The organism is Bacillus cereus (assembly GCF_002567495.1).
GTDB lineage: Bacteria > Bacillota > Bacilli > Bacillales > Bacillaceae_G > Bacillus_A > Bacillus_A cereus_AQ.
Window position 1 is genome coordinate 80524 of sequence record NZ_NVAP01000043.1, and the last position, 22674, is coordinate 103197.

A 22674-nucleotide genomic window follows, 5' to 3' on the forward strand; every position below is an offset into this window, starting at 1 on the left:
CGTAAATCTGGGGGGGAAGAGGATGTATGAAAAAACAACGAAAGAAATTACAATGGTAGCGAATCGTATAAGTTCTATAAGGACATTTCAAGAGTCATTTCTCAACTTGATACGTAAAGTCATTGATTTTGAAGCCGCTTGTTTTACAACTATAGACCCAATCTCTTTTTTATCTACTGGGGCATATACGGATGCAAGTGTTGAAAAGATTCATCCGCAATTGTTTATGAATGAATTTTTAGAAGATGATTTTAATAAATTTAAATATTTAACAGAACACGCCCCTCATGTTGCTTCTCTTAGTGTGGCGACAAATGGTGAGCAAAAGAAAAGCTCTAGATACCGAAATATTTTAAAACCAGCAAGTTTTGAAGATGAATTAAGGGGCGTTTGTATGAGTAAGGGGAAATGTTTTGGGCATCTTAGTTTATTTCGAGGGAGTACAAGTCCTGCTTTTCATATCGATGATTGTAAGTACTTAGCAACGATAGTCCCAATTGCTGGAGATGCTTTAAAAAAGGCATTTCCGATACCCTTTTCAGAAGAGAAGGTGATAGGGACAGGCACGATTATAGTAAGTGAGGATTTTAATTTATTATATTGGAATCAAGATGGCAGTGATTGGCTTTCAAACCTTAGAAAGTATGAACAGTTAAACATAAAAGAAATACCAAGGCCAATACGTGCAGTTTGTTCAAAAGTAAAGACTAACGAATATAATGTAGGTTGTATGAATCGAGAAGAAAAAGTTTGTTTACCTTTAGCCGATGGACATTTTTTAATCATTCGGGCCAGTAAGTTAGAACGTACAAGTAGTTTTCAGGGTGGTTATGTTGTTCTATTCGAAAGAGCAAGACCAGAAGAAATCTTTCCGCTTATTATGGAAGCTTATAGCTTTACAACACGCGAGAAGCAAGTAATACGTAAAATTCTTACAGGTATGTCGACAAAAGAATTAGCCCAAGAACTTTGTATATCTATATACACGGTACAAGATCATCTAAAATCCATTTTTGAAAAGACTGGGGTAAGTAGTAGAAATGAACTTGTGTGGGAGGTTTTTTCAAGATTTTGTTTTGATGTTGATGAATAAAAATAAAACAAGTCTACAAAAATCAAATGAAGTACGGTGGATGAGTTGTAGAATAGGGCCGAAAAAAGGTTATGGATGAAACATTCCATAACCTTTTTTCATATGTAGAATTGTCCTTTTTGAAAGTTTTGTTTCAACTTTTCGTCTAAAGAGACAAAAAGTTGTCACAATTCGGTCACAATTAGCATAAACATAAAGTAGACGAAATGAACTTATGTCCAAAAAGGCCTGGTTTATTCCAACTATGATTCGTAGAGCTGAAAAAGCATGGATTAAAAGTTCACTATATTCCCAAGGAGGTAGATCGTATGAAAACTATTCTTGCTATCGCTGGACTTATTTGGGTTCTATCGCATGGCATCCCAATTTATGAAGGAGAACAAATTCGCACTGCTCTGAATAAAAATTTTAATGAATATCATATCATTGATCGGCAAGATAATGTTGTGACAGTTCGAGTAAATGACTGTTTTCATACGGTAACCGTTGAAGGAACTTCTGTAGTGAACGATACAAAAGTATGTGATCAGCAATAATCATATATAGGAAGAAAAAAGTCTCAATTTAAATATGTGAAGATTGAGGCTTTTATATTTGTAGACGAAGAATAAGCGGGGATGTGTAATCCCCGCTTATTCTTGTTTCACTTTATTGAATTTTGATGGGAGATATAATGATTTTTTGATAAAAAGGAAAGGGTATACTGATAATTGAGACTAAGAAGCTAATGAGTTGTTAAGAATAATCATAAAGCGTAAATATACTCTTATGGGGTATCATACGTAGATATTTAATGCTATAATTGGTATACTCGTAAAAACAATTGTTTTATTGGATGAAGAGAAACTTTAAGAAGGTGATAATATGGATCATAAAGAGCATGAAGCAGTAACACATAGATCAGAAAAAGAAAAAGAACAGATTATAAATAGATTAAAGAGAATTGAAGGACAGGTCCGCGGTATTCAAAACATGATTGAAAATGATCGTTATTGTGTTGATATTTTAGTGCAAATTTCAGCGATTAATGCAGCGATGAAAAAAGTAGGAATGGGCGTTCTCAAAAATCATACGAGTCATTGTGTTTCAGGAGCTATTAAAAATGGAAATGGTGACGAAGCAATTGAAGAATTAATGACAGTATTTGAACGTTTTTCAAAAGCGTAAAAACAAGCTAGTATGTAACTGGCTTGTTTTTTTGTTTAACCTTATATTGGATTTAGGTGTATTGTAGTGAAAAAGTGTGTGTAAAATAAACTTTTAGAAAATAATTGAAAAATCATGATATAAAACCATTGATTACCTTAGGGGGGTATGGTAAGATGTAGTTGTAATTAACAAACAATGAAGAAACAAGAGGAGGATTTTAAATGGAACAGTTAACATTACAAGTTGAAGGTATGTCTTGTGGACATTGTGTAAATTCTATCGAAAGCAGTGTAAAAGAACTAAACGGTGTTGAACAAGTGAAAGTTCAATTAGCAGAAGGAACTGTTGAAGTTACTATTGATTCATCAGTCGTAACATTAAAAGATATCGTCGCTGTAATTGAAGATCAAGGATACGATGTTCAATAATTATTTGTAGATATAGAAATAAATCGTACTTTTAAACGAAGTACGATTTATTTTGCTAATAAATATACCTCATAAGGGTATGTTGAAGAGGTGAGAGACATGAATGAACAAAAAGAGGCCAATCTTCAAATATCAGGAATGACATGTGCGGCATGTGCAAATAGAATTGAAAAAGGTCTAAAAAAAGTAGAAGGTGTTCATGAGGCAAATGTAAATTTTGCGCTTGAAAAAACAAAAATAATGTACGATCCAGCTAAAACAAATCCACAACAATTTAAAGAAAAAGTTGAATCGTTAGGATATGGAATTGTAAGTGATAAAGCTGAATTTACTGTTTCAGGAATGACATGCGCAGCATGTGCAAATAGAGTTGAAAAGCGTTTAAATAAGTTAGATGGTGTGAACAAAGCGACAGTAAATTTCGCTTTAGAATCAGCTACAGTAGATTTTAATCCTGATGAAATTAATGTAAATGAAATGAAGAGCGCGATTACGAAGCTAGGATATAAATTAGAAGTGAAACCAGATGAACAAGATGCATCAACTGATCATCGATTACAAGAAATTGAGCGACAAAAGAAGAAATTTATCATTTCGTTTATTTTATCATTCCCATTATTGTGGGCAATGGTTAGTCATTTCTCATTTACGTCGTTTATTTATTTACCAGATATGTTAATGAACCCTTGGGTGCAACTAGCACTTGCAACTCCTGTTCAATTTATCATTGGTGGACAGTTTTATGTTGGAGCTTATAAAGCGTTACGTAATAAAAGTGCTAACATGGATGTTCTCGTGGCGCTTGGAACGTCGGCCGCTTATTTCTATAGTGTATATTTAAGTATTCAATCTATTGGTTCTTCGGAACATATGACAGATTTATATTTTGAAACGAGTGCGGTACTTATTACATTAATTATTTTAGGTAAATTATTTGAAGCGAAAGCAAAAGGGCGCTCATCAGAAGCAATTAAAAAATTGATGGGTTTACAAGCGAAGACAGCTACAGTTGTGCGAGATGGAACAGAAATAAAAATTTTAATTGAAGAAGTAGTAGCTGGTGATATCGTCTATGTAAAGCCTGGTGAAAAAATACCAGTAGATGGTGAGATTGTAGAAGGAAAATCAGCGATTGATGAATCGATGTTAACGGGTGAAAGTATTCCAGTTGATAAGTCAATTGGGGATGTAGTAATCGGTTCTACAATAAATAAAAATGGATTTTTAAAAGTGAAAGCAACTAAAGTAGGCAGAGATACTGCATTAGCTCAAATCATTAAAGTAGTAGAAGAGGCGCAAGGTTCAAAAGCTCCTATTCAAAGGGTAGCTGATCAAATTTCAGGTATTTTCGTACCTGTTGTAGTTGTGATTGCTATTATTACATTTGCGGTGTGGATGATATTTGTTACACCTGGTGATTTTGGCGGAGCACTTGAGAAAATGATAGCAGTACTTGTTATTGCATGTCCGTGTGCATTAGGTCTTGCGACACCGACATCTATTATGGCTGGATCAGGTAGATCAGCTGAGTATGGTATTTTATTTAAAGGCGGAGAGCATTTAGAAGCAACGCACCGATTAGATACGGTTATTTTAGATAAAACGGGTACAGTGACAAATGGAAAACCAACATTAACAGATGTAATTGTAGCAGATGGATTCAATGAAAATGAACTGCTTAGATTAGTAGGGGCAGCAGAAAGAAATTCTGAACATCCACTTGCAGAAGCGATTGTAGAAGGAATTAAAGAAAAGGGAATTGATCTACCAAATTCGGAAATATTTGAAGCTATTCCTGGATTCGGAATTGAATCTGTTGTAGAAGGAAAACAATTATTAATTGGCACACGCCGATTAATGAAGAAATTCAATATTGATATTGAAGAAGTTTCTAAATCGATGGAAGAGCTAGAGCGAGAAGGAAAAACAGCAATGCTCATTGCAATTGATAAGGAGTATGCTGGAATAGTTGCCGTTGCAGATACTGTAAAAAATACTTCAAAATCAGCTATTGCAAGACTTAAGAAAATGGGTCTAGACGTTGTTATGATTACAGGAGATAATGCACAAACTGCTCAGGCGATTGCAAAGCAAGTTGGTATTGATCACGTAATTGCAGAAGTATTGCCAGAAGGAAAAGCAGAAGAAGTGAAAAAACTGCAAGCAAGTGGTAAGAAAGTAGCGATGGTTGGAGATGGAATTAATGATGCTCCTGCTCTTGCTACAGCGAACATTGGTATGGCAATTGGAACGGGAACGGATGTAGCGATGGAAGCAGCGGATATAACGTTAATCCGCGGTGACTTAAATAGTATTGCTGATGCGATCTTTATGAGTAAAATGACGATAAGAAATATTAAACAAAATTTATTCTGGGCATTAGCTTATAACGCGTTAGGAATTCCAATTGCAGCACTAGGTTTCTTAGCACCTTGGGTTGCTGGAGCAGCGATGGCATTTAGTTCTGTATCCGTTGTATTAAATGCATTACGATTACAAAGAGTGAAATTAAAATCTTAAACAGCTACATTAAGTAATTGGATATAATTAAAAAAACAATACTTTGAATAAGTATTGTTTTTTTGTTCGTATAGAAATTAAAACGATATAATAAAGAAGAATTATTGAATCGTATACAGTAAAAAAGTTAAGAGGTAGTTTGGTAAGGAGATTCGTATATGTTAAAAGATATTATAATTAGAACATTCGAGAAAGAAGATTTAGATCAAGTATTACAATTGTTTTATGAGACAGTTCATACAGTGAACGCAAGAGATTATAACGAGTTACAGCTACAGGCATGGGCGCCAGAGCGACTAGATAGAGAAAGTTGGTTACAGTCTTTAGAAAAGAATATTAGCTATGTAGCGGATAATAATGGTGTGATAGTGGGATTTGGGGATTATAATGATGAGCATTATGTAGATCGGTTGTTTACACATAAAGATTATCAGGGGAAAGGAATAGCTTCATATATACTACAGAAGTTAGAAAAAGAAGCAGTGAGCTTGGGGCATGGGGAGATATATACAGAGGCGAGTATTACAGCAAAACCTTTTTTTGAAAGTAAAGGCTTTGCTTGCATAAAAGAACAAAAGAAACAGCATAATGGCCAGAATTTTATTAATTATGTTATGAAAAAAATATCCTTCTCATAAATGAGAAGGATATTTTTTCATTATTTTACAGCTTCTTTTAGTTCTTTACCAGCTTTGAAAGCAGGTACTTTAGAAGCTGCGATTTGCATTTCTTCACCAGTTTGTGGGTTACGGCCTGTACGAGCAGCTCTTTCGCGTACTTCGAATGTACCGAATCCGATAAGTTGTACTTTTTCACCAGCAGCTAAAGTGTTAGTGATTGATTCTACTACAGTTTGTACGACTACAGTAGCTTCTTTTTGAGAAATCTCAGCATTTTGTGCTACGTTTTTAATTAATTCTGTTTTATTCATGTTTTTCACCTCATATGTAAATAATGCTATTTAAGTTGTTATTATAACGTATAAAACATTCGAGAACAAGTGTACGTACATATATTCGCAAAAAAAATGAAATTTGTAATATTTTTTAGGACACTTTATAGACATTCCATTTAAGCGGACAGAGATTTGTTCTTTATTTCAGTCTTCTCTTGATGGGAAGGTAGTTTCTTATTATAAGATATGAAGTAAGGCAGTGCTACAAATAACATACCTCCTACTAAATTTCCAAAGAAAACAAAAATGAAGTTTGGAAAATATTCAACCCAAGTTAAATGCCCAGCAAAAATTGCAGCTGGGATAACAAACATGTTGGCTACAACGTGTTGAAATCCAATCCCAACAAAAGTCATAACTGGGAACCAAATACCGATAATCTTTCCGATAAATTCTTTACTTCCCATACTGAGCCAAACAGCTAAACAAACGAGCCAATTACATCCGATTGCAGAAATGAATGCTTGCAATGGTGTATCTTGTAGTTTTGCTTGAGCAATAGAAACTGTTTTCGTTAAAAAAGCTCCCTCTGTTAGTCCAACGATATGACCGAAAAAATAAGCAACGAATATAGCGCCTATGAAGTTGCTAACCGTAACAATAATTAAATTACGTATGAAGCGAAGTAAGGTGATTTTTCTCTGCAGCCAAGCCATTGAAACTGTCATCATGTTACCAGTTACTAATTCACCGCCTGCCAGAATAACGAGTATAAGACCAATCGGGAATACAGATGCACCTAAAAAACTAGTAAATGATCCCCAAGATTTTGGCATTGTTCCAATAACATGAATATCGAGTAAATACCCTAATGCTATAAAAGCACCGCCAAAAAAACCAAGAATTAGCATAGGAAGTAATGATAAATTAGCCTTTTTCCTTCCGGAATTAGCAGCAAGCTCTGTAATTTCTTCTGGTGTATATACAGACATGAATAACCCCTCCGTAATATTATGATGGAATAAATGAAAACTTTTTAAAAAATCTATGTATTATAAAAATATGTTATTCCTTCTGTATAAATTTGTCAAAGTGAGTGGGATAAATTGTATATAACTAACATTGTTCATGTTGTCACATTAATGTAACAATAATGCTTTAAAGTACTTGTAGAGGTGAAAACATGAATACTCATCGTGTGAGGAAAGAACAAAAGATATCAAACTTTAAAAAAATTATCATTACTGGCTTAATAAGTATAGTAATGATTTCAGTGAGCATATATTACTATGCAACAGAAATAGAAAGAAAATTAATAACGGTCACATGGAATGAAGTAAAAGCTTCTAACCTCCCTAAAGAATTTAATAATAAAAAAATTGTACAATTTTCAGATGTACATTTAGGACCAGAATTTTCATTGAAACAATTAGATAACTTAGTAGAGAAAATGAATGGGTTACATCCAGATATAGTAGTTTTTACGGGAGATTTAATAGATAAGTTTGGATCTTATATCGCGGAAAGAGAAGAAGCGCAACGCATACTGGGGAAAATTTATGCACCGCTAGGGAAATATGCTGTATTTGGGAATCATGATAGGGGCGGGGGTGGTAGTTTATTTTACAAAAAATATATGGAGAAAGCTGGTTTTTCTGTATTAGTAAATGAAGTGCAGAAAATTAAAGTGGAAAACGGCAAATATATTACAATATCAGGTTTGGATGATTTTCTATTAGGGAAGCCGCAAATAGATTCAACTTTAAAAAATTTAAAACAAAATGATTTCAACATGTTATTAGTACATGAGCCAGATGTTGTAGCCAAAATAAATCGTTACCCAGTTGATTTTCAAATGTCAGGACATAGTCACGGGGGACAAGTCCAAATTCCTTTTGTAGGTCCGTTAATTACTACCAAACTAGCTGAGAGCTACGTTGAAGGTATGTATGAAGTAGAAGGAAAGAGTAAGCCGTTATGTTTATATGTAAATCGTGGCATTGGGACTACTAGGATGCCAGTTAGATTTTGGAGTGCACCTGAACTTTCAGTATTTGTATTGAAGAAAAATAGTGACTAGAATAGAATATTTAACAATATGATTCCGAGGAACGTGCGGTGTTGGTCGATGGGAAGTTACTGTAAAGTTTCATAAATAGTTATTTATGAAATGGAGAAGAGTTTCTTAAAACTTTAGATTCGATAAAGTAATTTTCATAAACAAAAAACAACAATAGGACCTATAAAGGGATCTATTGTTGTTTTTATCCTGTATTAATTGCCAGTAAACGTCCGATTGATGAGGGACAAATATAGTTTTACTTTATTATTTTTGCAAGGGAAGAGCATCAAAATATGTTCTATAATTATTAGAGAATTCAAAGTTGTTTTTTGCATCCCAATTAATAGACCAAGACATTAAACCGCGAAATGCAGGATAGCCACTTTGATTAGAAAGTTTATACTTTCCGCCGAAAGGAACTCCTTTAATAAGATAGTCTAAAGCTTTTTTCATTTCAGTTGGAGAAATATATCCACCGCTTGGAGCGGCCGCTGGAGCTGCAGGAAGCCCAATCATGACTTGATCTGAACGAAGAGCAGGGAAAATGTTATTTGGGTTACCACCTACAGGAAAACCATGTAAGAGCATATCTGCCATCGCGACTTCGTAGTCTGCTGTACCTTGATTATAGTTATTGCCGTCCATCCCAATGCCGCTGCCAGCATTGTAGTGTTGAACGTGAATGTATGTTAGTTTGTCTTTCACTCCGTAAATAATTGGTAAATATGCCCCCCATATGCTTCCATATGCGCTATAACCGCCCTGAACATATGCCGTTTCAGGAGCCATGCTTAATAGAAAATCTGGTCCATAATGATCTGAGATTGCCCGAATAGCTGATATAAGATTCACGATTTGAGGAGTTGTTGGGTTTTTAAAATTAGTGTCATTTCCGTTTAAGTAAATACCTGATTCAAGGTCAATATCAAATCCGTCAAAACCATACTTGTCAATAAGAGATTGTATAGAGTTGATAAATCGTTGTTTAGAAGCGCTATCAGGAAGTAAAACGACACCATTTTGCCCGCCTATCGAAAGGACTACTTTTTTTCCTTTACTTTTTAAATAAGAAATATCAGATTTAAATTCTGCGTCTGTACCATAAACAGGGGAAAATTCAACAGTGGAACGATCACCACCAGTTTCACCGAAAGATACATTTATTACATCCCATTTTGGTGAAACGTCTCTTAATTTTATAATTCCAGTACCGTTATCGAAGTTATGCCAGTATCCAACGAGTAATTTTGAACCTAAATTGTTTGCTGCTTGTGCTTGGAAAGGGGAAAGCGGTAGCAGTAAAAAAATTACTAAAATACAACAAAAAAATTTGAACTTGTTTAACATATCAACACTCCTATACAAAAAGTTGTCTAGATGTATAATCTTGTTTATATAATAATATCTGAAAATTCAATCTTTTGTAAGAGGACTATAATTTTCTCAACAATTGTGTATGGGAAATTATTAAACCTAATGTAATAATTTTTGAAGGAGGTTGAATTGCAATTGTTAAATTCAGAATATTTTGATATATTTTAAAGTATAGGACAAAGTCTTTCGCATAGTACTCTTACATAAATTTCAAAATTTAGTTTGGAAGGGGATGTACACGAGTTGGATAAAAATCTTAAGAAAGACCTCCAAATACGTCACATTACAATGATCTCGATTGGCGGCGTAATAGGGGCTGGTTTGTTTGTTGGAAGTGGTGCAGTTGTGCATTCGGCAGGACCAGGTTCTATCTTTTCATATGCATTAGCAGGACTTCTAGTCATTTTCGTCATGAGAATGCTAGGGGAAATGGCAGCCGTTAATCCGACAAGTGGTTCATTTGCAACGTATGCAAGAGAAGCAATTGGTCCATGGGCGGGTTATACAATAGGCTGGTTATACTGGTTTTTCTGGGTAATTGTTATTGCAATAGAAGCCACAGCAGGTGCTGGTATTATCCAATATTGGATTCCACAAATACCGCTCTGGTTATTAAGTTTAATCTTAACAATTTTATTAACGCTGACGAACGTTTTTTCGGTGAAATCATTTGGAGAGTTTGAATATTGGTTTTCTTTTATTAAAGTAATAAGTATTGTTTTATTTCTTTGCCTAGGTCTTGCTGTTATTTTAGGATTTGTTCCAGGAACAGAAGCACCAGGAACTTCGAATTTAGTTGGACAGGGTGGATTTATGCCAAACGGTATAAGTTCGGTACTGCTTGGAATTACTGTTGTTATATTTTCATTTATGGGATCAGAGATTGTAGCAGTAGCGGCTGGTGAATCTGCAGAACCTGTAAAAGCAGTAAAAACAGCAACAAACAGTGTGATTTGGCGTATTCTTGTATTTTTCATTGGATCTATAGCAGTAGTTGTTACACTACTACCATGGAATTCAGCAAACATACTAAAAAGTCCATTTGTAGCTGTACTTGAACATATAGGAATTCCAGCAGCAGCACAAATTATGAATTTTATCGTTTTAACAGCTGTACTTTCTTGCTTAAATTCGGGTTTATATACAAACTCAAGAATGCTTTTTTCAATGGCAGAAAGAGGAGATGCTCCAAAATCATTTTTAAAATTGAACAGTAGTGGTGTTCCTGTTCGAGCGGTTTTATTTGGAACGTTCTTTGCTTATATTGGAGTTGTTTTTAGTTACATTTCTCCAGATAAAGTCTTTTTGTTTTTAGTGAATGCATCTGGCGGGATTGCATTACTAGTTTATCTCGTTATTGCAGTTTCGCATTTAAAGATGCGTAAAAAAATGGGTAAAGTAGAACAAAAAAATTTGAAAGTGAAAATGTGGCTTTTTCCGTATGTAACGTATGTTACAATTGCCGCTATTATAGCAGTTTTAGTCACGATGCTCGCAATTGATTCTTTACGTTCGCAAGCACTTTTAACGACGTTTGTTACTGTTCTTATCATACTTTCTTATTTTATTTTTAATAGAAATAAAAATAGAACAGTTTTGAATCCTAAAAGTAAGAGTGAGGAATCTGTTCGATTCTAATTTTCTTGTTTTCGAAGAGAGTTACACCCAATCATTGCTATAAAAGAATCATATATAATCATAGAAACAAGTAATTACTATTGTCATAGTGAATATAAACTTTTTTCTTGACTTTTTATACGAAGGCGAGCAGAATGGTAAAAAAGGAAGGGGGGATGATGATGGAAGAGTACGTATTAGAGCTGTATAACCTGCTATATACGACAGAATGGCAAGATATCGTTTCGTTTCTAGGAATAGTATTTTGTATGAGAATTGTAATTGTATATATGGAAGAGCAAGGTATGTTCTACTCCTTCTCATCCCCGTTCGATATGCAGCGCGAGCCGTTGCTGAACTATGCCAAGGTGAATTACGAACAATTTCCTTTTGTTATATTCTTTATGATTCGATTTATAACAGCAATTGTAAAGAAGAAGGAAAGTGATGATGAAGAGTGCCACATGACTTGTAAGGCAGCTAGTGTTTTTTAAGCTAAATACAAGGAGGAGATTTATATGTGGTTTCGATTTCTTATGATTGGTTTCTTTTCATTAACAGCAATTTCATTAATGGGATATCAAGTATCTGAAATTTTTCAAGCATATAGCGATACGTTTTTCCACAAAAACTAATCGCATTGCTATTTAAATAATAAAGCGATAAAATCCTTCTTAAGAAGTTTTATTAAGAAGGATTTTTTTCTTTGCCTGGTCTTACTGTGTCAAACTATTGTCACATTTACACTGTGAATAATATGTTAAAATAGTGAGGTTACGTATACATACTTGAAGGAAGAGGGAGTGACCATTTTGGTGGATCAATCAACAAATCAGAAAAGCTATGCTCCTATTGTGATAACGCTTTCTGTAATTGTAAATGCGATTATTTTATTTTTGTTCTTTGGACCTGTTGGCTATGAAGGAGAATTACATTTTGATGTAACAATTTTACCAATGTTAAATGCAATTTTTAATAGCTTCACGTTCGTATTCTTATTAGCAGCATTATTTTCTATTATTAAAAAGAATGTAAAAATGCATCGTGGTTTCATCCTCGCAGCATTTACAACAACATTGCTATTTTGTGTTTCGTATTTATCGTATCATTACTTAGCGCCAGCAACGCACTTTGGTGGAGAAGGGTTTATTAAATATGTGTATTTCATCATTTTAATTACACATATTATCCTTGCAGCAATTATTGTACCACTTGCACTGTTTTCGCTTGTATTTGGTTTTACGAATCAATTAACACGTCACCGTAAAATTGTACGCTGGACGATGCCAATTTGGTTATATGTAAGTTTATCTGGTGTTATTGTTTACTTAATGATCTCACCTTATTATCAATAAAAAGTCTCAGCCTTTAGGCTGGGGCTTTTTTGTTAAGCAAATATTTTTGTGAAATGAAAAAAATATGTTATACAAAAGTATAGTTGCTTTTCATATAGAAGGGATGGTAAAGAAATATGCAAAATTTTGTATTTCGTAATCCAACGAAACTTATTTTTGGTAAAGGTCAATTAGAACAGTTAAAAGTTGAAATTCCACAATTCGGTAAAAAAGTTCTTCTCGTATTTGGGGGAGGCAGCATTAAAAGAAATGGTATTTATGATAATGTAATTTCTATTTTGAAAGATATAAATGCAGAAGTATTTGAGTTGACGGGTGTTGAACCGAACCCTCGTGTATCAACTGTAAAGAAAGGGATTCAAATTTGTAAAGATAATGGAGTCGAATTTATTTTAGCAGTTGGTGGAGGAAGTGTAATCGACTGTACGAAAGCGATTGCTGCTGGTAGCAAATATGATGGAGATGTATGGGATATTGTAACGAAAAAAGCATTTGCTAGTGAGGCGTTACCATTTGGTACTGTACTTACTCTCGCGGCGACAGGTTCTGAAATGAATGCAGGCTCAGTAATTACAAATTGGGAAACGAATGAAAAGTATGGATGGGGGAGCCCAGTTACATTCCCGCAGTTTTCAATTTTAGATCCAGTTCATACTGCATCTGTACCGAGAGATCAAACAATTTACGGTATGGTAGATATTATGTCACACGTCTTAGAACAATATTTCCATCATGGAACAAATACAGAACTACAAGATCGTTATTGTGAATCTGTTTTAAGAACAGTCATTGAAACAGCACCTAAGCTTTTAAGTGATTTAGAAAATTATGAGCACAGGGAAACGATTTTATATTGCGGAACGATGGCGTTAAATGGTATTTTAGCGATGGGAGTAAGAGGTGACTGGGCAACTCATAATATTGAGCATGCAGTTTCAGCTGTGCATGATATACCACATGGAGGAGGCCTTGCTATTTTATTCCCGAACTGGATGAAGCATGTTATAGATGAAAATGTAAGTCGCTTTAAACAGTTCGCTATTCGTGTATTTGATATAGAAACAGATGGTAAAACAGATAAAGAAGTGGCGTTAGAAGGAATTGAGGCACTGCGTCAATTTTGGACTTCAATTGAAGCGCCAGCAACATTAGCTGATTACGGTATTGGAAAAAATGAAATTAATGTAATGGCTAATAAAGCGATGGCTTATGGTGAATTCGGTAACTTTAAAAAATTAAATAAAGATGATGTTCTAAGTATATATAAAGCTTCTTTATAAGTGAATTTTAAAAATAAACCTATTCGATTGTTTTATCGAATAGGTTTATTTTTTTGCTGTTTATAACCGTTTGTGGGTGTTTGTGATTATTTATGATTGTTTATGGTTGATTTTTGTGATCGTTTTCATTATACTGTAATCAAAGAAGAGGTGAATAAAATGTTAACTCCTGAACGTCATCAAATGATATTGCAACTTGTAAAAGAACAAAAAGTTGTAAAAATACAGCAATTGGTTGAAAGAACAGAAAGTTCTGAATCAACAATTCGTCGTGATTTAGCGCAGTTAGAAAAACAAAGATTATTAAAAAGAGTTCATGGCGGAGCCTCTATTTTAACGGGAAAAGGGCAAGAGCCAACGATGGTTGAAAAATCATCCAAAAACATTCAAATAAAACAACAAATTGCTAATTATGCGGCTAGCGTTGTTGAACAAGGTGACTGTATTTATTTAGATGCAGGAAGTACAACATTTGAAATGATTCCATTTTTAATAAATAAAGATGTTACTGTCGTTACGAATGGACTTATGCATATTGAAGCTTTAGTTGAAAATAATATTCGTGCGTATTTACTAGGCGGGATGATGAAGAGCAGGACAAAAGCTTTAATCGGTGCTATGGCACAGGAAAGTATGCAGAAGTATCGTTTTGATAAGTGCTTTTTAGGTGCAAATGGTGTACATGAACAGCTTGGTTTTACAACGCCAGATCCAGAAGAAGCGCTCTTAAAACAAATGGCACTAACATTAGCAAACGAAGGATATTTCTTAATTGATGAAAGTAAGTTTTCAGAAGTTGCGTTTGCGAAAATTGCAAATGTTGAAGATGCAAATATCATTACAAACTATTTAGAAATTGATTTAGAAAAATATAAAAAACAAACCAATGTAATTGAGGCTGATAAACAATGATCTATACAGTTACTTTAAACCCATCTATTGATTATGTAGTGCAAGTTCCTTCTTTTGAGTTAGGAACAATAAATCGAGCAGAGAAAGATATGAAGTTTCCTGGAGGAAAAGGAATTAATGTTTCTCGTGTTCTGCAGCGTTTAGGTGTTAAAAATATAGCACTTGGATTTACTGGTGGATTTACTGGTCAATTTATTAAAGATGTATTACATGATGAAGGTGTAACAACAAACTTCGTCCAAGTAGATGAAGATACTCGTATTAATGTGAAAATAAAAGGGGAAGAAGAAACAGAATTAAATGGACAAGGTCCTATTGTAACAAAAGAGCAGTTCGAACAGTTAATGAAAAAAATTGAGAGTATGCAACCTGGAGATTGTGTTGTACTTGCTGGGAGTGTACCAGTCTCTATTCCAAGTACCTTTTACGAATCAATTGCTGCGTTTGGAGCTGAAAAAGGTATTCGTGTAGTAGTAGATGCAAGTGGAAGCGCACTGCAACATGTAATTAAAAATAAGCCATTTTTAATAAAGCCAAACCATCACGAACTTGGTGAGTTGTTTGGAGTGGAGCTTTCAACAGTAGAGGACATTTTACCGTATGGAAGAAAATTAATTGAACAAGGTGTAAAGCACGTTATCGTATCGATGGCAGGAGAGGGAGCTTTATTATTTACGGCAGAAGGTATATATGAAGCAACTGTTCCAAATGGTGTTGTAATTAATTCAGTTGGGGCCGGAGATTCTCTTGTTGCAGGTTTTGTAGGTAAATATGAACAGACAAAAGATATTGAAAAGGCATTTCAATATGGCGTTGCAACAGGGAGTGCAACAGCGTTTTCAGCTGATTTATGTACGAGGGAAAAAGTAGAAGAATTATTGTCGCAAGTAATTGTAACTCAGCGATAGGGGGAAGCAACATATGAAAATTACAGAACTATTAAAAAGGGATACAGTCATTATGAATTTGACAGCTTCAAATAAAGAAGCTGTCATAGATGAATTAGTTGAGAAATTAAACGGGGCAAATCGTTTAAATAGTAAAACGGAATTTAAAGAAGCTATTTTAAAGCGGGAGTCCCAAAGTACGACTGGAATAGGGGAAGGTATTGCAATACCTCATGCGAAGACAAAGGCTGTTAAACAACCATCGATTTGTTTCGGCAGAAGTGTAAGCGGTATCAATTATGAATCGCTTGACGGGCAGTCTGCACATTTATTCTTTATGATTGCTGCAAGTGAAGGAGCGAATAACACTCATTTAGAAACGTTGTCTCGTCTATCGACATTATTAATGGATGAAGGATTTCGCAAACAACTATTAGAAGCGAAGGATGAAAGTGAGCTTCTTCGTCTATTTGATGAAAAAGAGAATGAAAAAGAAGGAGAAGAGATTGAAGTAGCAAAGCCAGAAGGAAATGAACCGTACGTACTAGCTGTTACAGCTTGTCCAACTGGAATCGCTCACACATATATGGCGGCGGATAGCTTAAAGGCAAAAGCAGCAGAATTAGGAATAGCGATTAAAGTTGAAACAAACGGATCAACAGGTATTAAAAACGGTTTAACGAAAGAGGATATTGAGCGTGCAACAGCTATTATTGTTGCGGCAGATAAACAAGTAGAAATGAATCGTTTTGCTGGTAAACATGTTATTCAAGTGCCGGTTGCTGATGGGATTAGAAAAACGGAAAATCTGCTTACACGAGCTGTCAAACAAGATGCACCAATCTTTAAAGGTGTAAAAGAGGACGGGAAGTCAGAAAGTATTGAGAGAGAAAAAGGATTAGGAATTTATAAGCATTTAATGAGCGGTGTAAGTAATATGCTTCCATTCGTTGTTGGTGGTGGGATTTTAATAGCACTAGCGTTTTCGTTTGGTGGTATAAAGGCGGAAGGTCCTTTAGCTGAATTGTTCATGTCAATTGGAGGAGGAAAAACAGGTGCGTTTTTATTCCTTGTACCAATTTTAGCAGGATTTATTGCAAGTTCTATTGCTGATCGTCCTGGTTTTATGCCCGGTGTTGTCGGTGGATTTTTAGCGGCGAATGCGAATGCGGGATTTTTAGGTGGATTAATTGCTGGTTTCTTAGCTGGATATGTTGTTTTAGGATTGAAAAGAGTATTTTCAGGACTACCAGTACAATTAGAAGGAATTAAACCCGTTTTGTTATATCCAGTCTTTGGATTATTGATTACAGGAGTTGTAATGCAAAAAGTAGTAATTCCGCCTGTAGTAGCATTAAATGAAATGTTAACAGGATGGTTAAATGGTTTGAACGGTACGAATGCTATATTACTAGGTCTTATTTTAGGTGGTATGATGGCAATTGATATGGGTGGTCCAATTAATAAAGCGGCATTTACGTTTGGTATTGCTGCAATAGAAGCACAGAACTTTGGAGTCCATTCAGCAGTTATGGCTGGTGGTATGGTACCACCACTTGCGATTGCGTTCGCAACTACATTCTTCAAAACGAAGTTTACAGAGGCGGAACGTAAATCTGGTTTAACAAATTATATTATGGGAGCATCGTTCATCACAGAAGGTGCGATTCCATTTGCAGCTGCAGATCCGGTTCGAGTAATTGTAAGTTGTGTTGTTGGTTCAAGTATTGCAGGTGCGTTATCTATGTTATTCCAAATTACATTACCAGCACCGCATGGTGGATTGTTTGTAATAGCATTAGTAAATAAACCGTTACTATATATTTTCTCTATATTAATTGGAACGATTGTCTCGGCTATTATGCTAGGTGTTTGGAAAAAGAAAGTTCAATAACAAATGAAAAGAGAGCAGCTTTTATTAGTTGCTCTCTTTTTATTACAAAAAAGTAGGTTAACAATTGAATATTGATGTTTTTTGGTAAAAGATGTAATGAAATGTGAATTTTTTGTAACAAAAAAGTAATACTGTAATTTTTTCTGGAAAAAGTTCTTGTGCTCATATGTGGAAAATATATGAAAAACATTGGAGATTGTATTAGAAATGCATTTTGTTAATATGGAAATTTATGTTACAACTCATTAATCGTATATTACGAATGCTTTGTAATTGTGTGATTTCTAAAAATCCTAAAAATCTGTTGCTATAATGAGAATACGAAAACAAAGCAAATGGAGGCTATTCATGAAAAAATTATTAGGTATAGCAACAGCAGCAGTTTTTGGTCTTGGGATTTTTGCGGGTTCTGCTAAAGCGGAAACAATTGTAACAACAGACGTATTAAATGTTAGAGAAAACCCAAATGTAGAGTCAAAGCTTGTAGGTAAAGTGTTAAGCGGGAATACACTAGATGTTATAAATACAGAAAATGGATGGACAAAAATTAAGTTGAACGGTAAGGAAGCGTTTGTAAGTGCTGAGTTTACAAAGAGCACATATTATGTAACGGCTGGCGTATTAAATGTTCGTGCTGGAGCGAATACTGATTCTGAAGTTCTTGGTAAACTTAATAAAGGCGATGTGATTGAAACGACGAATCAAGTTCAAAATGAATGGTTACAATTCGACTACAATGGAAAAGTCGGATATGTTCACGTGCCATTTCTAACAGGAACGGCACCTGTAATCGAAAAGAAAGAAGTTGTAACTCAAGAAGAAGCGCCGGCTAGAACAAATACGCCGGTTAAAAATAATACAGCAGTTAAGAGTAAAGAGTCTGTCAAGAGTAACGATTCTATTAAGGATGTAGAATCGAGTAAACCTGTAGTAAAAGAAAAGCCGGCTGCAAAACCAGTTGCGAAATCTACTGAAACAAGTGCGCCTGCTGGTGGTCGTGAAATTACAGTGGAAGCGACGGCATATACAGCGGATCCGGGTGAGAATGGTTCGTATGGTGGTCGTGTATTAACGGCAATGGGGCACGACTTAACAGCAAATCCCAATATGAAAGTAATTGCTGTTGATCCGAAAGTAATTCCGCTTGGATCAAAAGTATGGGTAGAAGGATATGGAGAAGCGATTGCTGGAGATACTGGCGGTGCGATTAAAGGAAATCGTATTGATGTTCTAGTTGGCTCAGATGGTAGTGCTAACAGCTGGGGACGTAAATCTGTAAAAGTGAAAGTTATAGAATAGTGTATTGGCATTAATATAAAAAGCGATTGCTTGAAAATATGTAAGCAATCGCTTTTTTCTCGTTTTGTGATAGGATACTGTTATCTCAAAGAATGGTTATTGAAATGGATAAATTGTTTTACCTGTAATAATTTTATATGCACTGCAAAATTGATTTTGCATATACTCGGTATTTTTACTTTCTGGATGTAACGTTGTTTCTTGGAGAGTAGAGTGAAAAGAACGTAATAAACAATTTAGAGCAAAATATAATTCTTCTTTTGAACAATTTTGTTCTTTTGTGGCAGTAGCTAAAATGAGGTCTTTTGTTAAAGATGAAAAATTGATGGTGGATTGTTTCATAGTCAACTCATCCCCTTTAGGCCGTTTTTATTATGTATATGCGGAATTGGACAAACTATGTTCTTTTTTTCGTATAATTTCATGTACCGTAATGAAAGAACTTGCAATCATGCCGTTAAAATTGGTAAGATTGGATATAATCAATAGATGGAGTACATTACATAAAGAGAGTTGAATAATATGGGAGAAGTGCAACGTGAAAAAGTTGCTGTCATCATTGGACCAACTGCTGTTGGGAAAACGAAGTTAAGTATTGATCTTGCCAAAGCGTTGAATGGTGAAATTATAAGTGGTGATTCCATGCAGATTTATCGCACGATGGATATTGGAACTGCAAAGGTGACAAAAGAAGAGATGGATGGAATTCCGCATTATATGGTCGATATAAAAAATCCGGAAGACTCATTTTCTGTTGCAGAATTTCAGGAACGTGTTCGTAAGCATATTAAAGAAATCACAGAGCGTGGTAAATTACCGATTATTGTTGGTGGGACGGGCCTGTATATACAGTCTGTTCTATTTGATTATCAGTTTACTGATGATGCTGGTGATATAGTATACCGAGAGAAAATGGAAAAGTTAGCTTTAGAGCACGGTGTGGAATATGTACATGAAAAGTTACAAGAAGTAGATCCAGAAAGCGCTAAGCGTATTCATGCAAATAATGTACGCCGTGTCATTCGTGCATTAGAAATTTTTCACGCAACGGGTGAAAAAATGAGTGATCAACTTGAAAAGCAAGAAAATGAGTTGTTATATGATGTTTCATTAATTGGCTTGACAATGGAGCGAGAAATGCTATACGATCGCATTAACTTACGAGTTGATATAATGATGGAACAAGGTTTATTAGAGGAAGTAGAAGAGCTGTATAATAGAGGGATAAGAGATTGTCAATCTATTCAAGCGATTGGATATAAAGAGATATATGATTATTTTGAGAATCATGTCTCTTTAGAAGAAGCGGTATCACAATTAAAGACGAATTCACGTCGTTATGCAAAGCGTCAATTAACGTGGTTCCGTAATAAGATGGATGTCACATGGTTTGATGTTACAGACGGTGAAAAAACGTCAGAAATTTTACGATACATAGAAGGAAAGCTACAACTAAAGTCGAATAATAGTAAGTAGAGAAAAAGAGGAGGATTCGACATGAAGCAATCAATCAATATTCAAGATCAGTTTTTAAATCAACTCCGTAAAGAAAATACGTTTGTTACGCTGTACTTATTAAATGGTTTTCAGCTTCGTGGGCTAATTAAAGGATTTGATAATTTTACAGTCCTACTGGAAACAGAAGGTAAGCAACAGCTTATTTATAAACATGCAATTTCTACATTTGTACCACAAAAAAATGTTTCAATTGAATTAGAATAGTCATAAAGTATCGTACATAGCAAAAAAAGAGCGAGTTTCTGAAGTGACCCCTAAAAGTTAGACACGGTTATTTCATTAGGCAGCTTGATCCAAATGAGCCCGGTATTGCACTGGGCTCATTTTTAATTTTGCCTTTATCCGTTTTGTATTATAATAATCTATATATTTTTCTAATTCTATTTTAAAATGATCTACACTTTCAAACTCGTTTATGTAGAGGAATTCCGACTTCATGATCCCGAAGAAATTCTCCATTACTGCATTGTCATAACAGTTTCCTTTTCGAGACATACTCTGCACAATCCCCCTTGATTCAAGTGTCCGGACATATTGTTTCATTTGATAATGCCACCCTTGATCGGAATGCATCAATAGTTGGTGATCTTCAGGTAAACGTTCTAATGTTGTCTCTAACATTTCTGAAACAAATGAATACGTCGGTTTAGAGCCGATTGTATAGGTAATAATCTCACTATTATACAAGTCTAATACAGGTGATAAATAAAGTTTCTCTCCAAACAATTTAAACTCTGTGATGTCTGTTACCCATTTTTTGTTCGGAGCATCTGCATGAAAGCTGCGCGCTAAAATATTAGGTGCAGTTTTACCGACTTTCCCCTTATAAGACTTATATTTTTTCATACGCACAACACATTTTAATCCAAGCTCTTTCATAATGCGCTGAACCTTCTCGTGATTCACTTTCTGACCACGATTCGTTAACTCATCACGAATGCGACGGTAGCCATAACGACCTGCATTTTTCTCATAAATCGCTTTAATTTCGGCTTTCAAATCGGCATTTAAATCCGGGCGATTCATTTTCTTTACTAAATCATAATACGTACTTCGTGGAATGTTAGCTAGCTCTACAAGTGCCTTCACCGAATATTTATGCCTTAATTCATAGACTACTTGCGCTGTGTTCTGTTTCGTGATTTTTCCTTGTTTTGAACTAAGGCATTCAACTTTTTTAAGTACTCATTTTCCATTTCAAGCTGTTGAATACGTGCTTCAAGTGCTTCGACTGAACCTTCAACTGGTGCTTGTTTTAATTGTTTATTTGACTCTTTTTTCATGGATGGACGCCCCTTTTTTTGATTGAAGGGGCAGGAATATTAAAAATAGCTGCCGTTTCAAATAAGGATGTACCGTTTTCAATCATAAAATTTAGTACGTCTAGTTTAAATTGTTGCGTGTAATTTGTATACCGTTTTAGAAAAGCTTCCACACCATTTTGTTTATATTGGTTTACCCAATTCAAAATTACGGTGTCCCTTATACCAATCGCTTTACTAATTTCTCGATAACTTTCATTTCCGTTCAGATAACGTTGAACGATGTGTATTTTTTCATCAGCTGTAAATTTAACCATAGAAAAACTGCACCTCCAATTGTTAGACGGTGTCTAACGATTGGGGTGCAGTTCAGTTTCTCGCTCTTTTTTTATTTGTCATAAACAATATATAGTGAAATTTAAGCGATTCTAAAAACAGTAAGGCGGATGTTAGTATTTCCTGTCGCAGGGATCGTAATCTCGTTAAGAGTAGATTGGACGGAAATTCTTGCACCAGCTGCTAATGTTTCGATTGTAGTAAATGAAAGTGAGTCGCCTATTAAATTTGAAGAGAAGTTATCAGTTGCAACTGCTCCATTAATTGAAATTCCTACTCCAAGTGGAGCACATCCCGGTGCAGTTGTAGAAATAGATACGCTAATTACATAAATACCACCGTTGATAACAGTAACTGTATCTGTGCCGTTGAAGATAATATTGTTTACGTTAATTGCAGTACTAAAAATAAAGTTATTAAATTGCAGTACTGTTTGCTGAATATTGTTTGTTACAACAATTGTTGCTACAGGGAAGCTAGGTCCAGTTGGCCCAGTAGGTCCGGTAGGTCCACCAGAAGGTCCAGTAGGTCCGGTAGCTCCTATACCAGTAGCACCGGTAGCACCAGTTGGTCCTTGAACACCTTGGGGACCAGTAGCGCCTGTGTTACCTTGAGCCCCTTGAGGTCCGGTAGCGCCCGTAGCACCTGTGTTACCTTGAACGCCCTGAGGCCCAGTAGCCCCAGTAGCCCCAGTAGCACCTGTGTTACCTTGAGCTCCTTGAGGTCCGGTAGCGCCCGTAGCACCTGTGTTACCTTGAACGCCCTGAGGCCCAGTAGCCCCAGTAGCACCTGT

General features: G+C 35.2%; 22 protein-coding genes and 1 pseudogene. 17 read left to right on the forward strand and 6 right to left on the reverse strand.

Annotation, left to right across the window (positions count from 1 at the left end; translation table 11 throughout):
- Positions 1 to 22 precede the first annotated feature (22 nt).
- From COK05_RS20740 to COK05_RS20765, 6 genes are all read left to right on the forward strand, one after another.
- Positions 23 to 1093 (forward strand): helix-turn-helix transcriptional regulator, encoded by a 1071-nt coding sequence (locus tag COK05_RS20740; protein WP_098614060.1) that lies wholly within the window; start codon positions 23 to 25, stop codon positions 1091 to 1093.
- A 308-nt stretch (positions 1094 to 1401) separates the two neighbouring features.
- The gene (locus COK05_RS20745) at positions 1402 to 1629 is read left to right on the forward strand and encodes a hypothetical protein (protein ID WP_098614061.1); all 228 of its coding nucleotides are present in this window, start codon (positions 1402 to 1404) and stop codon (positions 1627 to 1629) included.
- A gap of 328 nt (positions 1630 to 1957) precedes the next feature.
- The gene (locus COK05_RS20750; RefSeq protein ID WP_000349637.1) at positions 1958 to 2260 is read left to right on the forward strand and encodes a metal-sensing transcriptional repressor; all 303 of its coding nucleotides are present in this window, start codon (positions 1958 to 1960) and stop codon (positions 2258 to 2260) included.
- Between the two features lie 203 nt (positions 2261 to 2463).
- Positions 2464 to 2670, forward strand: coding sequence for a copper chaperone CopZ (gene copZ / locus COK05_RS20755; RefSeq protein ID WP_000436980.1), 207 nt, complete (start codon positions 2464 to 2466; stop codon positions 2668 to 2670).
- A 99-nt stretch (positions 2671 to 2769) separates the two neighbouring features.
- Positions 2770 to 5190, forward strand: coding sequence for a heavy metal translocating P-type ATPase (locus tag COK05_RS20760; RefSeq protein WP_098614062.1), 2421 nt, complete (start codon positions 2770 to 2772; stop codon positions 5188 to 5190).
- A 158-nt stretch (positions 5191 to 5348) separates the two neighbouring features.
- Positions 5349 to 5828 (forward strand): GNAT family N-acetyltransferase, encoded by a 480-nt coding sequence (locus tag COK05_RS20765; RefSeq protein ID WP_098614063.1) that lies wholly within the window; start codon positions 5349 to 5351, stop codon positions 5826 to 5828.
- A 20-nt stretch (positions 5829 to 5848) separates the two neighbouring features.
- Here COK05_RS20765 and COK05_RS20770 read toward each other — a convergent pair whose 3' ends face one another.
- Together COK05_RS20770 and COK05_RS20775 are read right to left on the reverse strand one after the other, a co-directional pair.
- Positions 5849 to 6121, reverse strand: coding sequence for an HU family DNA-binding protein (locus COK05_RS20770; RefSeq protein WP_001043904.1), 273 nt, complete (start codon positions 6119 to 6121; stop codon positions 5849 to 5851).
- Positions 6122 to 6261: 140 nt separating this feature from the next.
- A complete protein-coding gene (locus COK05_RS20775; RefSeq protein WP_098614064.1) occupies positions 6262 to 7077 on the reverse strand; it encodes a formate/nitrite transporter family protein in 816 nt (271 codons plus the stop codon).
- 191 nt (positions 7078 to 7268) lie between these two features.
- Between COK05_RS20775 and COK05_RS20780 the strand changes: the two genes are divergently transcribed.
- A complete protein-coding gene (locus tag COK05_RS20780) occupies positions 7269 to 8165 on the forward strand; it encodes a metallophosphoesterase (RefSeq protein WP_098614065.1) in 897 nt (298 codons plus the stop codon).
- Between the two features lie 246 nt (positions 8166 to 8411).
- On the opposite strand, the gene COK05_RS20785 is transcribed toward COK05_RS20780, so the two are convergent.
- The gene (locus COK05_RS20785) at positions 8412 to 9494 is read right to left on the reverse strand and encodes a chitinase (protein ID WP_098614066.1); all 1083 of its coding nucleotides are present in this window, start codon (positions 9492 to 9494) and stop codon (positions 8412 to 8414) included.
- A gap of 270 nt (positions 9495 to 9764) precedes the next feature.
- Between COK05_RS20785 and gabP the strand changes: the two genes are divergently transcribed.
- The 8 genes from gabP to entD all read left to right on the forward strand — a co-directional run bounded on the left by gabP (position 9765) and on the right by entD (position 18765).
- Positions 9765 to 11159 (forward strand): GABA permease, encoded by a 1395-nt coding sequence (gene gabP, locus COK05_RS20790; protein WP_098614067.1) that lies wholly within the window; start codon positions 9765 to 9767, stop codon positions 11157 to 11159.
- Between the two features lie 134 nt (positions 11160 to 11293).
- Positions 11294 to 11632, forward strand: a complete 339-nt coding sequence (locus COK05_RS20795; RefSeq protein ID WP_141539190.1) for a hypothetical protein — start codon at positions 11294 to 11296, stop codon at positions 11630 to 11632.
- 318 nt (positions 11633 to 11950) lie between these two features.
- Positions 11951 to 12493 carry a DUF420 domain-containing protein gene (locus COK05_RS20805; RefSeq protein ID WP_098614070.1) on the forward strand — a complete coding sequence of 181 codons (543 nt, stop codon included), beginning with the start codon at positions 11951 to 11953 and terminating at the stop codon, positions 12491 to 12493.
- Positions 12494 to 12609: 116 nt separating this feature from the next.
- Positions 12610 to 13773 carry an iron-containing alcohol dehydrogenase gene (locus tag COK05_RS20810; protein ID WP_098614071.1) on the forward strand — a complete coding sequence of 388 codons (1164 nt, stop codon included), beginning with the start codon at positions 12610 to 12612 and terminating at the stop codon, positions 13771 to 13773.
- Positions 13774 to 13932: 159 nt separating this feature from the next.
- Positions 13933 to 14685 carry a DeoR/GlpR family DNA-binding transcription regulator gene (locus tag COK05_RS20815; RefSeq protein ID WP_098614072.1) on the forward strand — a complete coding sequence of 251 codons (753 nt, stop codon included), beginning with the start codon at positions 13933 to 13935 and terminating at the stop codon, positions 14683 to 14685.
- Positions 14682 to 15593: a 1-phosphofructokinase gene (gene pfkB / locus COK05_RS20820; protein ID WP_098614073.1), complete on the forward strand. Its 912-nt coding sequence runs from the start codon at positions 14682 to 14684 to the stop codon at positions 15591 to 15593. The genes COK05_RS20815 and pfkB overlap by 4 nt, the downstream gene beginning before the upstream one ends.
- Positions 15594 to 15606: 13 nt before the next feature.
- Complete coding sequence (locus tag COK05_RS20825) at positions 15607 to 17466, forward strand: PTS fructose transporter subunit IIABC (RefSeq protein WP_098614074.1); 1860 nt, start codon at positions 15607 to 15609, stop codon at positions 17464 to 17466.
- 348 nt (positions 17467 to 17814) lie between these two features.
- Positions 17815 to 18765, forward strand: a complete 951-nt coding sequence (gene entD, locus COK05_RS20835) for a cell wall-binding protein EntD (protein WP_098614075.1) — start codon at positions 17815 to 17817, stop codon at positions 18763 to 18765.
- Between the two features lie 96 nt (positions 18766 to 18861).
- Here the strand turns inward: entD and COK05_RS20840 are convergent, their stop codons facing one another.
- Positions 18862 to 19107 (reverse strand): hypothetical protein, encoded by a 246-nt coding sequence (locus COK05_RS20840; RefSeq protein WP_098614076.1) that lies wholly within the window; start codon positions 19105 to 19107, stop codon positions 18862 to 18864.
- Positions 19108 to 19287: 180 nt separating this feature from the next.
- On the opposite strand from COK05_RS20840, the gene miaA reads away from it, so the two are divergent.
- Positions 19288 to 20241, forward strand: coding sequence for a tRNA (adenosine(37)-N6)-dimethylallyltransferase MiaA (miaA, locus tag COK05_RS20845; RefSeq protein WP_098614077.1), 954 nt, complete (start codon positions 19288 to 19290; stop codon positions 20239 to 20241).
- 21 nt (positions 20242 to 20262) lie between these two features.
- Complete coding sequence (hfq, locus tag COK05_RS20850) at positions 20263 to 20487, forward strand: RNA chaperone Hfq (RefSeq protein WP_000813896.1); 225 nt, start codon at positions 20263 to 20265, stop codon at positions 20485 to 20487.
- A 75-nt stretch (positions 20488 to 20562) separates the two neighbouring features.
- On the opposite strand, the pseudogene COK05_RS20855 reads toward hfq, so the two are convergent.
- Positions 20563 to 21862 (reverse strand): annotated as a pseudogene (locus COK05_RS20855) (IS3 family transposase).
- A gap of 101 nt (positions 21863 to 21963) precedes the next feature.
- A partial coding sequence (locus tag COK05_RS20865; protein WP_141539191.1) for a Gly-Xaa-Xaa repeat protein occupies positions 21964 to 22674 on the reverse strand: 711 nt, incomplete at its 5' end.

Bases quoted from the DNA above. Each gene is read 5' to 3' on its own strand.
- COK05_RS20760 (WP_098614062.1), top strand. From the start codon at position 2,770: ATGAATGAACAAAAAGAGGCCAATCTTCAAATATCAGGAATGACATGT.
- miaA (WP_098614077.1), top strand. From the start codon at position 19,288: ATGGGAGAAGTGCAACGTGAAAAAGTTGCTGTCATCATTGGACCAACT.
- COK05_RS20840 (WP_098614076.1), bottom strand. From the start codon at position 19,107: ATGAAACAATCCACCATCAATTTTTCATCTTTAACAAAAGACCTCATT.
- pfkB (WP_098614073.1), top strand. From the start codon at position 14,682: ATGATCTATACAGTTACTTTAAACCCATCTATTGATTATGTAGTGCAA.
- COK05_RS20825 (WP_098614074.1), top strand. From the start codon at position 15,607: ATGAAAATTACAGAACTATTAAAAAGGGATACAGTCATTATGAATTTG.
- COK05_RS20815 (WP_098614072.1), top strand. From the start codon at position 13,933: ATGTTAACTCCTGAACGTCATCAAATGATATTGCAACTTGTAAAAGAA.
- COK05_RS20785 (WP_098614066.1), bottom strand. From the start codon at position 9,494: ATGTTAAACAAGTTCAAATTTTTTTGTTGTATTTTAGTAATTTTTTTA.
- entD (WP_098614075.1), top strand. From the start codon at position 17,815: ATGAAAAAATTATTAGGTATAGCAACAGCAGCAGTTTTTGGTCTTGGG.
- COK05_RS20765 (WP_098614063.1), top strand. From the start codon at position 5,349: ATGTTAAAAGATATTATAATTAGAACATTCGAGAAAGAAGATTTAGAT.
- COK05_RS20810 (WP_098614071.1), top strand. From the start codon at position 12,610: ATGCAAAATTTTGTATTTCGTAATCCAACGAAACTTATTTTTGGTAAA.
- COK05_RS20750 (WP_000349637.1), top strand. From the start codon at position 1,958: ATGGATCATAAAGAGCATGAAGCAGTAACACATAGATCAGAAAAAGAA.
- COK05_RS20745 (WP_098614061.1), top strand. From the start codon at position 1,402: ATGAAAACTATTCTTGCTATCGCTGGACTTATTTGGGTTCTATCGCAT.
- COK05_RS20780 (WP_098614065.1), top strand. From the start codon at position 7,269: ATGAATACTCATCGTGTGAGGAAAGAACAAAAGATATCAAACTTTAAA.
- COK05_RS20740 (WP_098614060.1), top strand. From the start codon at position 23: ATGTATGAAAAAACAACGAAAGAAATTACAATGGTAGCGAATCGTATA.
- COK05_RS20795 (WP_141539190.1), top strand. From the start codon at position 11,294: ATGGTAAAAAAGGAAGGGGGGATGATGATGGAAGAGTACGTATTAGAG.
- hfq (WP_000813896.1), top strand. From the start codon at position 20,263: ATGAAGCAATCAATCAATATTCAAGATCAGTTTTTAAATCAACTCCGT.
- copZ (WP_000436980.1), top strand. From the start codon at position 2,464: ATGGAACAGTTAACATTACAAGTTGAAGGTATGTCTTGTGGACATTGT.
- COK05_RS20775 (WP_098614064.1), bottom strand. From the start codon at position 7,077: ATGTCTGTATATACACCAGAAGAAATTACAGAGCTTGCTGCTAATTCC.
- COK05_RS20770 (WP_001043904.1), bottom strand. From the start codon at position 6,121: ATGAATAAAACAGAATTAATTAAAAACGTAGCACAAAATGCTGAGATT.